Annotated in this window: 11 protein-coding genes; 6 read left to right on the top strand and 5 right to left on the bottom strand. The window is 59.2% G+C overall.

The features are described 5' to 3' along the window. Positions 1 to 201 precede the first annotated feature (201 nt). Entirely contained in the window at positions 202 to 1260 is a 1059-nt protein-coding gene (locus tag Q1A00_RS11265; protein WP_298400874.1) for an ABC transporter ATP-binding protein, read from the top strand. After that, the gene (locus Q1A00_RS11260) at positions 1257 to 2036 is read left to right on the top strand and encodes a hypothetical protein (protein ID WP_298400876.1); all 780 of its coding nucleotides are present in this window, start codon (positions 1257 to 1259) and stop codon (positions 2034 to 2036) included. The genes Q1A00_RS11265 and Q1A00_RS11260 overlap by 4 nt, the downstream gene beginning before the upstream one ends. Here the strand turns inward: Q1A00_RS11260 and Q1A00_RS11255 are convergent. Further along, positions 2023 to 3825, bottom strand: coding sequence for a peptidoglycan DD-metalloendopeptidase family protein (locus Q1A00_RS11255; RefSeq protein WP_298482164.1), 1803 nt, complete (start codon positions 3823 to 3825; stop codon positions 2023 to 2025). The genes Q1A00_RS11260 and Q1A00_RS11255 overlap by 14 nt on opposite strands. Before the next feature lie 1095 nt (positions 3826 to 4920). On the opposite strand from Q1A00_RS11255, the gene Q1A00_RS11250 reads away from it, so the two are divergent. Next, on the top strand, positions 4921 to 6429 hold the full coding sequence (locus tag Q1A00_RS11250) for an arginine decarboxylase (RefSeq protein WP_298400880.1): 1509 nt from the start codon (positions 4921 to 4923) through the stop codon (positions 6427 to 6429). Between the two features lie 445 nt (positions 6430 to 6874). Here Q1A00_RS11250 and Q1A00_RS11245 read toward each other — a convergent pair whose 3' ends face one another. Together Q1A00_RS11245 and Q1A00_RS11240 are read right to left on the bottom strand one after the other, a co-directional pair. Next, positions 6875 to 7237 carry a hypothetical protein gene (locus Q1A00_RS11245; RefSeq protein WP_298400883.1) on the bottom strand — a complete coding sequence of 121 codons (363 nt, stop codon included), beginning with the start codon at positions 7235 to 7237 and terminating at the stop codon, positions 6875 to 6877. 38 nt (positions 7238 to 7275) lie between these two features. Beyond that, complete coding sequence (locus Q1A00_RS11240) at positions 7276 to 7590, bottom strand: hypothetical protein (protein ID WP_298400886.1); 315 nt, start codon at positions 7588 to 7590, stop codon at positions 7276 to 7278. A gap of 907 nt (positions 7591 to 8497) precedes the next feature. On the opposite strand from Q1A00_RS11240, the gene Q1A00_RS11235 reads away from it, so the two are divergent. From Q1A00_RS11235 to Q1A00_RS11225, 3 genes are all read left to right on the top strand, one after another. After that, positions 8498 to 9178, top strand: coding sequence for a response regulator transcription factor (locus tag Q1A00_RS11235; protein ID WP_298400889.1), 681 nt, complete (start codon positions 8498 to 8500; stop codon positions 9176 to 9178). Between the two features lie 191 nt (positions 9179 to 9369). Beyond that, the gene (locus Q1A00_RS11230; RefSeq protein WP_298482166.1) at positions 9370 to 11349 is read left to right on the top strand and encodes an ATP-binding protein; all 1980 of its coding nucleotides are present in this window, start codon (positions 9370 to 9372) and stop codon (positions 11347 to 11349) included. 203 nt (positions 11350 to 11552) lie between these two features. Then, positions 11553 to 12629, top strand: a complete 1077-nt coding sequence (locus tag Q1A00_RS11225) for a hypothetical protein (protein WP_298400894.1) — start codon at positions 11553 to 11555, stop codon at positions 12627 to 12629. 7 nt (positions 12630 to 12636) lie between these two features. Here Q1A00_RS11225 and nadC read toward each other — a convergent pair whose 3' ends face one another. Both nadC and nadB read right to left on the bottom strand, forming a co-directional pair. After that, positions 12637 to 13488: a carboxylating nicotinate-nucleotide diphosphorylase gene (gene nadC, locus Q1A00_RS11220; protein ID WP_298400897.1), complete on the bottom strand. Its 852-nt coding sequence runs from the start codon at positions 13486 to 13488 to the stop codon at positions 12637 to 12639. A gap of 96 nt (positions 13489 to 13584) precedes the next feature. Continuing rightward, complete coding sequence (gene nadB, locus Q1A00_RS11215) at positions 13585 to 15210, bottom strand: L-aspartate oxidase (RefSeq protein WP_298400900.1); 1626 nt, start codon at positions 15208 to 15210, stop codon at positions 13585 to 13587.

Below are 15210 nucleotides of genomic sequence, written 5' to 3'. Positions count from 1 at the left end.
CCATCCTAGCGCGCTTACTATGCGTTCCTAAGAGAGGTAGCGCGGTGAAATCGATGCCCTTCCCAACAAACCGACCATCCTCGTAGTCAGATGAGCGAGCGCGGATGAACCGATGATGCCGCCTTTCGCAACATTGCATACTTTGACACATAATGTAGCATACATCGCTCATTGCAGCCATCATCACCGGAGTTCGGCATCATGACCGATGTCATTGTCGTTGAAGGTCTTACGAAACGTTACGGTCACGTCTCGGTATTACGCGGCGTCAATCTGCGTGTCGTCGCCGGTGAAGTGTATGGTTTGTTAGGGCCAAACGGGGCTGGCAAATCCACGCTCATCCATCTGCTGCTCGGCTTCTTGCACCCCGATAGCGGGCGCATCCGCGTGCTCGGCAGCGCCAATTTGGAAGCGCAACGCCGCCTGATCGGCTATATGCCCGAACGACAGCGCTATCACAGCTACTACACTCCTCGCGAATATCTCACCTTCCTCGGTCGCTTCGATGAGATGCCGGCCAGCCAGTTGCGCCAACGGATTGACGAACTCCTTGAACTGACCGGACTCGCCACGGTGGCCAATCGCCACCTGCGCACCTTTTCCAAGGGCATGCTCCAGCGTTTCGGCATTGCCCAAGCGCTTTTGACCGATCCCGATCTGTTGCTGATCGATGAACCAACCAGTGGCCTTGACCTCGACGGTCAGCAAGAGTTGCTAACCCTACTCAACGGTGTACGTCAGCGTGGTCATACTGTCTTGCTCTGCACTCATCGACTAGCCGAAGTCGAATATCTCTGCGACCGCGCCGGCATTCTGACCAATGGCAACATTGCGCTCGAACTCAACGTCGCCGAGGTACGGCAATCCGCTGGCAGCATCATCGTGCAAACTGGGCCACTCGATCTACCGTTGCGCCAGCGATTGGAAATGATCGGGCGCGAAGTGCAATGCACCGAGCAGGCGGTGTTAATCAGTCCACATACGCCTGAGTTGCAGGCCAAAGTATTGCAGACCTTGATCGAAGCCAATGTGTCAATCCACGCCCTTGAACCACAAATGAGCCGGTTAGCGCAGATTTATCTGCGCACCGTGCGCGGCGAGCCGGTCGACAATTTACTGGTTGGCAACGTGACATCCCTCCGCCCAGTGTTGCGCGAAACGTTGCTCAAACCGCCAACTGACGATATTGACCCGATGTTGAAGCGACTGTTACAGCGCAGCAGTACCAATCCGCCTAGCCAGAGGGAGGGCAAACAATGATGCGATCGATCGCGCAAGCTGTCCGGCTCGCCGGATTTACATTGCTAGAATATCTGCGATCGGGGCGAGTTTTGCTAGAGGTGGTAGCCGCTGTCGCCTGCTATGTCGTCTTGTTGCGCCCGACCGGAGCCCCGATGAGCGCCGGTTATCTGTTTACGGTGTTGGGTCTTTTTAGCCCGGCTATGGCGATTGTCACCACCAGCTATATGATCAGTCTTGGCGATCGGCCACAGGGGTACATCGTCTTGGCGCACAACGTTAGCCGGGGGGCGTATCTGATCGGGTTATTCTTGGCCGCCGTCACCGTCGCATTGGCGATGTATGGGACTCTCTGCCTCTTGGCGGCCCTGATCAATCGCGCAACCGATCTCGATGTGACCGGATGGTTCCTAGCGACCTTGCCACTCATCCTGAACGTCGGGCTGGTTGCGGCGCTCACGCTCTTGCTCTCGCCGCTCGTGCTTGGAACCGGCTGGCGGCTCTTCGTGCTCGCCTTGGTTGCCATCGCCCTATCAAGCAACGTGATCGGCGGGCCGGTCATCAACCAACTCACCGAGATCAACCCCCTCCTAGTTGATGTGCTGCGCGCCGTTCAGACAATCCTGAGCGGGCCATTAGTGCCGGTCTTTTACGGGTATCAGTTGAGCATCAGCCGGGCTTTCGCACAGATAGCGGCGTGGTCAAACCTGTTGGCCCAATGCTCATTGCTGCTGGCGTTTCTTGGCTTAGCCCGCTACGCTTTCAATCAACGCGATCTCCTCTTTAGCGCGTCGTAGGCTCAGCTACCGGTATGAAGGCGATCGCGTCGGCCCAGATGCCTCGCTGCCGATCGCCGGCCAAGGTGCCGGTAGCCACGAACGGCGTGGCTGCCGGATCGAATACATACACCCCCAGATCGGCCCACCAGTTGCGCTCAGCTTCGAGATCAACCGTCACGATCGTTTCGCCATCGCGGTGGCGGATCAAGAAGCGGGCCTCGCGTGAATCATCGTAGCCATTAAGCGCAAACGGAACATACGCCAGCACCCGGTAGCTACCAGCAGCCGGCAATGCTGGCTGCCAAATTGCAACCCGGGGTGCAGCAAAATCGCTAAAGCGCCACGGCCTCGCTGTGCTGGCGGCAAGTTGCGACGGGGCAAAGCGGGAGCCGCCACTGTATCCGATCGCAAGCGATTGCCAATCGCCACTTACGCGAAAACCCGGATCGGCATCGTCAACTACAATCACGCCGGGAGGCGGCGGCGCGCACGGCGAGGGCATATCGGCCCACAACCACACGCTGATCTGCCCCACCGGATTCACTGCCCATGGATCGGGATCAGTGCCGCACCAGCCATACGGATCGACATCGCGCCCAAGATATTGCACCTGCAAATGGAGATGCGCGCCACGCGCGCAACCGGTATCGCCAGCGATCCCGATCACCGCGCCGCGGTCAACCGTTTCACCCGCAGTCACGCTGACGCGGGCCAAATGCCAATAGAGCGTGCGATAGCCGTTGCCGTGGTCAATAATCACCCCACCCGCCGGCGTGGGGCAGCCATCATCAGAAAAACCGGCAAAGACCACCCGGCCCGGAGCGGCGGCCAGCACCCGGTCGGGCGGCCCCAGCGCGTAATCCCAACCAGTATGGCCATCGTAAGCGAACGAACGATCGGTTTCGGCCCGCCCCCAGAAGGTATGCACTGAACCGTTCTCACGCAGAAACGGCGCGTCGTGATCGAAAAACGATGTGACCGGGAAGTTGCGCTCGGTGGGTCGGGTAAGGAACGGTTCGGACGGCGCCGGCCAATCAATTGGTTCAAGGCGCGGATCGAGGTCGAATAGGCGCTGATAGGTAGGGGCAACGGCCCAGAGCAGCGGATCGAGCTGGCCCGGCGTCGTCGTTGGGGCAAGAGCGCGGCTCAGCACGTAGCGGCTAAGGTCAGGCGAGGCGGCAACCTGCGATCCATCGGCAAACGTCAGCGGCGGCAGCGCCTCAGGCCCCAGCAAAGCGTAATCACGCATCGCCGCGCGCAACTCGCGGGTCAGCCAGCGCAATTGGTTAAACACGCCGCGCCGGTTGCCATTCTCACCCCGAAACCCAGCCGCCCATGCCAATTGCTCGCTGCTCGGCGTGGACGTGCTCAACACCCCGCTTTGCAATTCCATCAAGCTAAGCAATAAGCGCGGGCTGACACTATAGAGATGGCTAAGCGAGACCAGCACATCGGTAAAGGATTGGCTCCGCCCGCCAATGACTATCCGCATCGTTGCGAGCGGACTATTGCGCACCTCGAGAAAAGCTTGGATTTCGGGAGCGCTGAAGTGATGGTCGTAACTGAGCCGCTGTGGGTCGAAGAGGGGATGGACGGCAGGCACTGGGGTTGCGGTAATGACTGCGGGCGGCGTAACAACCGGTGTTGCAATTGGCGCCGACGTCGCCGTCACAGTGGCAGTAGCGGTGGTCTGACCGCTCACCGCCGGCGACGCCGGCGGCGGGGTAGGGGTGACCGGCGGCGGAGGCGGGGGCGGAGCCACGCATGCGCTGAGGATAATAATGACCAATAGTAACAAACGACGCATAGCATGCGCAGAATAGCCGAAGGCGGCCAGATGGTCAAGTGAGGTCAGCGCGAGGGGATGTGCCCCAGCCCTAACCCCTCCCCCGCTAGGAGAGGGGAGGCCCTTACCCCTTCCCGTTGCGTCCTCAGTGCCCTTCGCGGTAACAAACGTCTCCTCTCCCGCCGTCAGGTGGGAACGGGGGCCGGGGGAGGTGAGGGCCAGCAGCCCGCACCGCAGGCTTCGTAACCCTAGCCCGGCCCTGAAGGGCCGGGTTCCCTGCTGTCCGTTCCTTCATGTCATTGCAAGGGTGTGCCGGTACCTGTAGGGAGCCGGTCTCCCGAAGCAATCCTCCGCAAGCACGGAAGCGCTCGCTGCCCGAACACGACCATTGCCGCTGGTCGTTTCCGCAGAGGCATTGTTCCCACTCGCGCAGAAGATTGCTTCGCCGCCTCTGGCGGTGCGCAATGACACCGGACACGCCCTTCGCACACTCACGCCGGGGGGGTGCTGCGCCATCTATGGCGACGCGCAATGACAGGAAATTCCGTGCCCAACTCCCCCGATTACTTATTGACTCCTACTCCTATCGGTTGTATAATGCGCACTCGGTCGAGCCAATCGGCCATGTCATTCGCGCCCCCCGTTACGTTCGGGTTACGGGTTTCGCGTTCTGGGAAGGCACCCGGCACACGTAACACGCAACACCGAACGCCGAGCGGAAATCGTCGTCACGGCGACTAACGTCGCCTCGGGTGGAAGACGGCGTCGGGTGGGCTAGTGTGAGGCAGTATGGACGGCGCATACAACATACGCGCGATTCAGCGCTTCCCAAACTGCACACCTGCAAGCCGTGCGCCAGTAGGCCTTGCCTGCTCGCCGCGCGAGTGACGCTGCGCGTTCTCGCTTCCCCGGCCACTGCATCAGGTGCAGGGCCTTTTTTCTTTCCCTGACGCTGAATCGCTGAAACTCATGGCTGCGCCAGCGCCGATCGTGCTCGGTTGGCGCTAGCCATTGCACGCCTGTGATCTTGCCCGTTGCATGCGGGGTAGATCTCGTCTTGCCTTGTTTTCGCTCTGCGGGTAATACCCGCCTCGTATTGCGGAGGAATGTGGTAAGTTGAAGACGCTAACCTTTGCTGACCTGATTGCACAGCAGACCGGCTTTGCCGGTGAGGGCCGCCTGACCGATTTCGTGAGCCGCTACGACGGTGAGCTCTACTTCGGCGATCGTCTCAACTTAAACCGGCTGGCGCGCCAACATGGCGCACCGCTTGAAGTGGTTTATACGCCCCAAATTACCGCCCAAGTGCAACGCATGATCGGCTGGGCAGAGCAAGCACGCGCCGCGACCGAATACCCAGCCGCGTTCCACTACGCCTACGCCACCAAAGCCAATTTCGCCGCCGAAGCGGTGCAGACGGCGCTGGCCGCCGGCGCGCACTACGAAACCTCGGCGACGGCTGACCTGATTATCGCCCATGGTCTCTGGCGGCAAGGGATTTTGCCGGCAGACCGGCTGATCTGCTGTAATGGCTCGAAAGAGCCGGCCTACCGCGATGCGATCCGCAACTTTCGCCTTGACGGGTGCGAGACGGTGATCCCGGTGCTCGATGATCTTGACGAGCTGCGCGATTTGCTCGCCACACCCGTGCCGCTTCAATTCGGTGTGCGCGAGCGCGCCGCCGGCAACCGCGATGGCCGCCATCCCGGCAACGACCGCTTTGGCTTGACCACCACCGAGATCGAGCGGGCGGCGGAATTGATTGCTGATAGCCACCACGTGCTGGTGCTGTACCACGCGATGATCGGCAGCCAGATCGAAGACGAAGCCCACTTCCTCACAACCCTACGCGCTTCAATCGAGAACTACTGCCGGCTGCGCCAGCGGGTGCCGACCCTGCGGTATTTCAACTTCGGCGGCGGGATGCCCACCTCTGGATACCAGTTGACTTTCACGTTTGATTATCAGCGTTTCCTGAGCCGGCTAATGGCGACCATCCGCGACCTTTGCGCTGAGTATGGCGTACCGGCGCCGGAATTAATCGGCGAGTTTGGCCGCTACACCGTCGCTACCCACAGCGCCTATCTGGTCGAGGTTGGCGCGGTCAAGGCAGGGCACGCCGGCCAACCCGATTGGTATCTGGTCAATGGCTCAATGATGGTCATGTTGCCTGACACCCTGTTTGTGAGCGGGCAGGAGTTTGTGATCTTGCCGCTGACCGATTGGGACCAGCCGGTGCGTCCGGTGCGGCTGGCGGGCCGGCGCACCTGCGACAGCGACGACATCTATCCGCGACCCGCACAGGCACCGTTGTGGCTGCCGGCTACCGAAGGTGGCCTTGTGCTAGCCATCTTCGGCATTGGCGCGTACCAGCAGATGATTTCAGGGCGCGGCGGCGCGCACCACTGCCTCACTCCCGAAGCGGCCCGGTTTATCGTCGAAGAGCGCGACGGGCGGCTCAGCTCACGGATCACACCTCAGCAAGATCAGGCCGCCATTATGCGCCTGCTCGGCTACCGACCCCAACCGACTGCCCTACCTCAGCCACTGCCATTCCGGCAACCGGCCCGGCCTGCCATCTTGCCGGCCCGGCGCCGGATACGCGAGCGAGCGCTGTCGGTGTAAGGCATCAGCGTGGGGCGACGCTCTGCGTCGCCCCCCATCCGCGACTGATCAGCCGGATGCACCATCGCCGTGTTGGCGGGGTCATGATCGTTACGCTCATTACTTTCAACGATAGCCTCATTCGCATCAACCCGGCAAACACCGCCAGCAGCAAGGGTCGCCGGTGCGCTGGCAGTAATTGGCACCACCCCGATGCTTATCGCGAACTGATTTCAGACCTGCCCCTCCGTTGTGGGGGTTGAGGGGCGAACAAAAATTTGGTCGAGTACAACGGTTGATCGCTGTGCAATGCCTCAAAGCTTAACTCTGCTCCATTCTCTCGCGCCGGTGGAAGAGAGTACACCGTAGCGAGCAGCAACCTCTTGCCGCACCCATTCTCTCGCGCCAGTGGAAGAGAGACTAGGGGTGAGGGTGAAACGGCTCATTGCAAAGCTATCAACCGTATCTACACCCTAGGTTCTGTCTGCCCCTGAAGTTGTGAGGCCAGTCCGAGACCGTCCCTGCCGCCACCGTTTGTGGCGCTGCCAGCAGATAAGGTACTGTTATTCACTATTAGCGTGCTGCCGGAGTTGTTGTAGATTCCACCACCGCTGTTGGCGGCGCTATTGCCAGAAAAGGTGATGTTTACCACTGTCAATACATCACCGGCGTTGTCAATACCGCCGCCAAAGGTTGCCCTATTGCCAGAAAAGGTACTATTAGCGACCATCAGCGTGCCGCTGTTGAAGTTGATAATGCCACCGCCGCTACCAGCATTATTGCCTGAGAGGGTGCGGTTGCTGACCGTCAATGTGCCATTATTGACCACACCTCCGCTGCTCAATGGAGTACTCGCATTAGCGATGGTCAGGTTGCGCAGGGTAAGATTGGCGCCCTATCACCCATCAGCACCCGCACCGCATTATTGCCGCTGATAGTGCTGTTCCCGCCGCCATCAATCGTCAGTAATCCCGCGCCGCTCACAATATTCGGCAGAAACGAGATCAGCGTGAGCGGGACGAACACGCCGAAGGTGATGGTATCGTTGCCGGCGCTCCCTGCGCCGCAGTTGGCGTTGGCCGGAGTATTGTTCGCCGCTAGAATCGCTTCGCGCAGAGTGCGTGACGTGTCGTTCGTCGTGTTATTCGCCAGCGAATTGACAACAGAGCCGGCTGCGTACACGGGCTGCGTATGCTGCTGCGCGAACAGCACCACCGCACAATAGGAGGGCAACGAGCAGACAGAATCTTTATCATGATGACCTCCACGTACATTGAACAGAATACCAGAGAGGAAATGCGCCAACAAAACGATGCAAAGAGAACTATGTCGCTCGACTTCGATGTTGGCGGCATACTCGTACCCAGCACGAGCGGTTTCGTTCCGGCGGCAAAGCCGGGATAGGGCTAGTTGGCGCAAACGATCTGCTCGCTGGGCAGTTCAGTCTTAATGGCGCCGACGAATGTCTGCTGGAGGTTACCATTGCAAACGCAGGCCAGCCTGTTCCCGCGACGACGGGAAGTTGGCCGGAAGAAGTCTGGCCGAATAGGAATGAGCGCGCGGATCGGTCATCCCGAACGCAGACAGGCACCAAGCTGCTGGTGGTGTTGCCCAATGCATCGGCAAACCGAATGAATGGAATGGCTAGCAACACCCGGCAATCAGTAGTTCGTAGTATGAGATCACCTCTGAGCTTGGTACACGAGAGCGCACCAACGGCTCTGCACCGATCAGAACGAGACGTTCCGCGACAATCTGCATGGTAACGCTCAAGCGTCCTCAAAACGTCTTCGCTACGGCGAGCGCATAGGATCAGCAGACAACGCTCCCCCAGAGCTACGGAGCGAGCGGAGAGAGCGGAACCCTATGCCTTAGGATTCCGCCGCATGATTGCTCAGTTAGCACGACGATACCAAGCTACAACGACATGCTTAGCAATGGCCGGTGTGCTCCCGAAGGCAGCATGAGAGCAGGCACAAGTTTTTAATGTTACCACTCTACCCAAAGCGATCGGCAAGTGGTACAATGAATAAGCTGTCATATGCAGGCGCTATTGGTGTGCGCATTAAAATCAAACGGGGAGCGTTCCATGAATATTTTGGTGGTTGATGATGACATTCCCAGCGCTAAATTAACCTCGTATCTGCTTGAGGAAGCTGGCTACCGGGTTCTCCGTGCACACGACGCCACCAGTATTATGCAAGTCATCGAGCAGCACAATCCCGATCTGATCCTGCTCGACATCATGATGCCCAAGATCGATGGCTTTGAAGTCTGCCGGCAGATTAGGCGCAATTCTGATGTACCCATTATCTTTCTATCGGCACGATCGCAACTACAAGATCGGGTGACGGGTCTGCAAATCGGCGGCGATGACTACTTGGTCAAACCGTATGAGCCATCGGAGTTATTAGCCCGCGTTGAGGCCGTCTTGCGGCGGCGCAACGCCGATATGCTGAATACGTCAACCCGCCTCAGCCAAGGCAATATTACGCTCGATCCGGTCGAGCACAAAGTCATCTTTACCGATGGTCGCGTCGTTGAATTGACCCCCCTTGAATTTCGCCTGCTGTATTATTTGATGAAAAATGCTGGCCGCATTTTGAACGTGACCCAAATTTTGAGTAAAGTCTGGGGCTACGACTACGAAGGCGAGAGCAACCTTGTCGCCGTGTACATTCGGCGCTTACGCACGAAAGTAGAAGAAGATCCGGATCATCCCCGCCACGTGATTACGGTACGCAACCTTGGCTACAAGTTTGAACCGTGAACTATGGCATCTCACCGGCCATTATGCGGTCTAATACCGAGCAACTTCAAACTATCACTCGTCGCCTATTGCCGTTGCCGGCACTAGGATTGAGTTGGGCGCTGACACAATTCGACCTATCGCCACCGATTCTCTGGGTTCTGATCGGCTACGCAGTCGTGAATATCGGGTTCCTGTTCTGGATCCGTCGCATGGCTCCGTTAACAGGGCGGCTGTTGCTGTTCGCCGGGATCGGTGATGTCATTGCGCTCGGCTGGTGTATCGCCACCGCCGGCTTAACTCCCGCCATAGTCGTCATTCAGGGCATCAGCGCGCTACGCGCATGGCGCTATCGCTTCTATTCATTGTGGTTAGCGCTAGTACCGGGACTCGTTGGGCTGTTGTTCGCCCTTGATCTCCCAATGCTGGCCCTGCCCGGTTCTGGAATGTTCAGCAATCTCGCTTCATTCGGCAGTTTTCTCATCAGTGCCGCGACCATCGCGGCATTGATTTTGTTTGGCAACCAGCGCAACCTAGCTGCACGCGAATGGCGCGCGCGTTACGAACACCTGCGCCGCGAGCAGAAGCAACAGGTCGCCAGCCTTGAGGCGTCTAACAATGATTTGCGCGATCGGTTGCGCCGGATGGAAGCGCTTGGCGAAAGTTTGCGCGCGATCAGCAGCTCACTGAGCCTCGATGATGTTTTGCGTCAAATTCTCGACTCGCTGGCTTATATGCTAGGAGTGCAACGGATCGATGACGCGGCCCTGAGCCTGATACGGCGCACCGATCTCGAACACCGGATCCTGCATGCCAATCGCCATGCCGCCGATTGGGCGAACACGCTCGCGCAGGCTGTTATTGCCAGCCAGCGCACCATCTTGCTCGATCAACACGAGATCGAGCAGCGGCCAGAATGGGCCGTGCTTGCTCACTATGGGTTTCGCGCTGCGCTCAGCGTTCCCCTGTTCGATCCTGAACAACCTAACTATGTGCATGGCGCGTTAAGCGTGGTCAGTCACCAAGAAGAGGCGTTTTCGCTGGCCGAAGAACGCCATCTGACATCGTTCAGCATTCAAGCCATGATCGCTATCCGCAACGCCGAACTGCACGTCGAGTTGAGCCGGCAGCAGGCGATGCTCAGCACCGTGTTGCACGACATGGCCGATGGCCTGATTGTCTACGACGATCAAGGGGCTGTCTATCTCGACAATGCCATCGCGCGCCGGGCCTTGGCGCAAAGCGCGGCCCACAATGGCAGGTTGGCCACCCAATTGGCCGACTTCGCCACCTACCTTCATCAGGCAGGCGACTCGCGCATCTGGGAGGTGCATGATGGCAATGATGATGACAAACGGTACTATCGGATTCATGGCACCCTCGTCAGCACCTCGCCGGATAAGCGCCTTGCCGTGCTGGTATTACATGACATAACCAGCCAAAAGATGCAGGAACAGCAGCGCCGTGAGTTTATCGCTAAAGTATCTCACGAATTGCGCAACCCGCTCAACACGTTGCAAGGCTACCTCAAAATCGTGTTGAAAGAGAGCGACAGTATCGGGAAACTCAATGAACGCCAGCGTGAATTTCTGCAAGAAGTAGATAGCAGCGCCCGCCGGCTAGCTAAACGGATCGCCGAATTGATTGACCTGAACCGATCGGAAACCGGCCAGCTCAAGCTGAATCTAGTGCGCACCAATGTGATTGACCTAATTATTGCCACCTGTATGCAGCAGCAACAACAGGTCAAAGAGCGTGATATCGAATTGGTGTGGGAAGTTCCCGATCAGTTGCCTGATATCGTGGCTGATGAAGAACGGATTAGCCAAGTCTTAGTGAATCTGATCGAAAACGCCGCCAAAGCGACCGCTGCCGGCGGGAAGATTACCGTCAGCGCCGAATTGCAGCACCCATATATCCATATTCACGTCACTGATACCGGCACTGGCATTCCGCCCGAACAATTTGACAAGGTTTTCCGATCGTTCTACAGCGGCGGCAACGGCATTTCAAAAGGGCTGCATTTAGGACTAGGATTGGCAATCTGTAAGCAGTTTGTCGAAGCGCACAACGGTAACATTTGGATCGCATACAGTGAAGTAGGCAAAGGAACCCGCTTTTCATTCTCATTGCCGTTACAGCGCGAACGCGCGTTGAGCGCCAATACTGATGATGGCGCCATTGCGCAGTGAAGACGCTTTCTGACAAAGTCGTCACATTGATCTGACCACAAATATGCTACACTTCGCAATAAGGAGATCACCAGCAAAAACGAGAGAAACGTTACGATGGCTCGCTGCACCATTAAGGAGTTGCGACGTGTGCTAGCGACCCATCCCTTCGCCTATCGTTATGTCAGAGTTTGCTACCCGACACAACACTGGCCGGAGTCACTGTGAAGATCGCGATTATTGCACTCCCAAGCAAAGATGATAATCATCTTCCGCCGCTCACGGTGGCATATATAGCAGCGGCGCTCGAACAGCGGCGCGCGATTGTGCGTATCTACGATCGCGCGCTCGATCCGTTGGGCAGTTGGGAAGAAATTCAGCGCCGGTTGGAAACCTTTCAACCACAGTGTGTCATTATCGCCGGTGAAGATAGCCACGCTCTTGAGCAAGCCGTTTCCCATATTCACCAAACCTATCCCGACATCTTGCCGCTCTTCGTGCATCGCAGCGGCAGTGAAGCATTAGCAGCCACCGCCAGTGTATTAGCTTGGCTTGACGGCGCCAACACGCTGGCCGTACAGAGTGGCGAAGAACTGCCATATCCAGCCCGCCACTTGCTCTCGCTCGAACATTACGAATTGCGCGCACCGGGTGGTGAGGTGCAGACGCCGGTGGTGATCGGTTGGCGGATGCATAACCAATGGCAGATGCGCTCAACCCGCCAGATCTGCCAAGAGATTCGCGCTCTGGTCGAAGAAGTTGGCATTCGCCATCTTTTGTTTTGTGAACCAGAGATCACCATCAATGAACAGTGGCTTGATGAGTTCCTCGATCAGTTGATTGGCGCGCACTTCAACATTAAATGGCAAGCTGCCGTCGCCCTTGACCGCCTACACGAAGAGCGGATCCGGCGGTTGGCGCAAGCCGGCTGCGAAGCGATCACGTTTGCGCTGGCCGCGACAAGTGTGTTCGACTCAGCCAGCAGCCGTGAACAGGCCCGCAAGTTGATCGCGTATGCCCGTGAGCAAGGCATCTACACGCACGCTACCATCTTGCTCGAACCACCCTATGAGTCGATTGCCCGCTTGGTGGATGTGGCAGCCACCTTTGGCCTCAACGATGTCTCCTTCAAACTGATGCAAACGTTGCGCGTCGGCGATGAAGAGCAGCAAATTCAGCGCTTTGCCCATCAGCGCTACCAAGAGGGTCGGACGCGCCAGCGTCTAATTGACCGGTTCGGCCCAGCGTTAGGCGGGTTGCTCTGGCAATTACGGGTTGAGAGTCTAGCTGATGACGAGTAAACTGCGATTACGCCGCGTAATCGAGCCCAATATCGAGCGCGCGCACCGAATGGGTCAGCGCCCCGACTGAAATGTAATCAACCCCAGTCTCAGCAATCGCCCGCACCGTTTGCAGATTGACGCCGCCGCTGGCTTCGGTCTGCGCACGACCGGCTACCGCCTGCACCGCTGCGCGGAGCTGGTCGAGCGGCATGTTATCAAGCAAGATCAGATCGGCTCCGGCTTCAGCGGCAGTGATCGCATCAGCGACGCTCTCAACTTCAACCTCGAGCCGCACCATCGGCCCAAGCTGCGCGCGCACGCGGGCAATAGCAGTTGCCAGATCGATCCCTTGTGCGGCAAGGATGGCCAGATGGTTGTCTTTGAGCATCACGCCGTCATACAGGCCAAACCGGTGATTGCGCCCGCCGCCCATCCGGACAGCATATTTCTCAAGCGCTCGCAAACCCGGCGTTGTCTTGCGCGTATCGAGAATCTGGGCCCGCGTGCCGGCCACTGCCACCACATACTGGGCCGTCACGGTGGCAATCCCGCTGAGGCGTTGCAACAGATTGAGCGCCACCCGTTCGCCACTGAGGATGCTGCGGGCCGGGCCGGTCACGGTGGCAAGCGTAGCACCAGCAACAACTGCGACGCCATCGGCGGTGTGCAGCAGCACCTTGACACTGGGATCAAGCTGGCGAAAGACAGCGACCACCACCGGCAAGCCGGCAATTACTCCAGCTTCACGGGTGACAAGATGAGCGGTCATGTGCGCAGTCGCCGGAATTGCAGCCAGCGTGGTCAGATCGCCGCTGCCGATGTCTTCGGCGAGCGCATGAGCGACAACAGTATCAATAACCTGTAGGGGAAGTTCCATACGAGTTCCGTTTCGTATCATAAACGACGATGTATAGGGTAGAAGGGTGTAAAGGGGTATGAAGGGGCGCAGCGCCGCTGCGCCTCCGCGCCCCTCTTAATCGGCGGCCAACGCTGGCGCCGGCGCAATGGCAGGCACAAACACCGGTGATGTACCGCGGCACAAGATGGTATGCTTGCGCCACGCCTCATCACTCTGCGGGTAATCGAGGCGGAAATGGCCGCCACGGCTCTCGGTGCGAAGCAAGGCAGAAGCGACGATGAGCCGCGCCGTCAGGGCGGCATTAACCGCCGTGAGCGCATCAGCATCAGTCAGATCGGCGCTGGCCGGCCATGCCTCCAACGCAGCTAAGGCGGCGCGCAGGCCATCACCGTGGCGCAATGGCCCCGCCGCGCGCATGATCGTCGCTAGCGCGTTGCGCCAATCAGCCGGTGGCGACACAGCCACGGGCGCCACTGGCAAGGGGTCAGGCGGCGGCACAGCGCGGCCACGATACGATGCTGCCGCTTCGCCGGCCCGGCGGCCAAAGACGAGACACTCGAGCAGCGAATTGCTCGCCAGCCGGTTCGCGCCATGCACGCCGGTGCATGCCACCTCGCCGGCAGCAAACAGGCCGGGCAGAGTAGTCGCACCGCTGAGATCGGTGCGCACACCTCCCATCAGATAGTGCGCCGCCGGTGCAACCGGGATCGGATCGCGCACCGGATCGATCCCATCGGCCCGCAAGCGGGCACAGATGGTCGGGAAGTGGTGTTCGATCAGATCGGCGGGGAGATGGGTCAGATCGAGCAAGACGTGATCGCACCCCTCGGCCTGCATCGCCGCGACAATACCGCGCGTCACTACATCACGCGGGGCTAATTCGGCGCGCGGATCGTAGGCCGGCATAAAGCGACGGCCCGCTGGCGTATAGAGCAAGCCACCCTCGCCCCGCGCCGCTTCGGTGATCAAGAAGCCCTGCCCATCGCGAGTACGGTAAACCGTAGGATGAAACTGGACGAATTCCATATCGGCCACTTCCGCGCCGGCCCGATACGCCATCGCGATCCCTTCACCCAGCGCCGTAGGTTGATTGCTGGTGAGGCCATACAACGCGCCAGCCCCACCACTGGCCAACACCGTCGCCGTAGCGAGCACCCGCAACCACGTGCCGCCGACCAACCGCACCAACGCCCCCACCACCCGCTCACCGGCGGTGAGCAACTCAACCGCTTGCGCTTGCTCGCACACGGTAATCAGCGGCATCGCTCGCACACGCTCGATCAGCATCTGCGTCACCGCCCAGCCGGTAGCATCACCGACGTGAACGATGCGTCGGCGCGAATGGCCGCCTTCCAAACCCAATGCAAACCGATCGGCATCACGCTCAAAGGGGACGCCAAGCTCGGCTAATTCCCGCATCAACGCCGGCGCTTCGTGAGCCAACACCGACACCGCCGCCACGTCACACAAACCGGCGCCGGCAGTCAGCGTATCGGCAACGTGAATCCCCGGCGAGTCAGCCGGATCGAGCGCAGCGGCGATGCCGCCCTGCGCCCACGCCGAATTGCTTTCCGGCAACGAACCACGGGCCAACACCAAAACCTGTGCGCCGCGCGCTGCGGCTGCTAATGCGGCGGTCAGGCCAGCCGCGCCGGCGCCAATGACCAAGACATCAACGCGCCGTTCGCGAGCTGGGGGTAGCGATGGTAACGCACTCCGCGGGGCAGAGATAGATTGCAT

The organism is uncultured Chloroflexus sp., assembly GCF_938091255.1.
Taxonomy (GTDB): Bacteria; Chloroflexota; Chloroflexia; order Chloroflexales; family Chloroflexaceae; genus Chloroflexus.
This window is presented reverse-complemented; position numbering and strand designations above follow the sequence as displayed.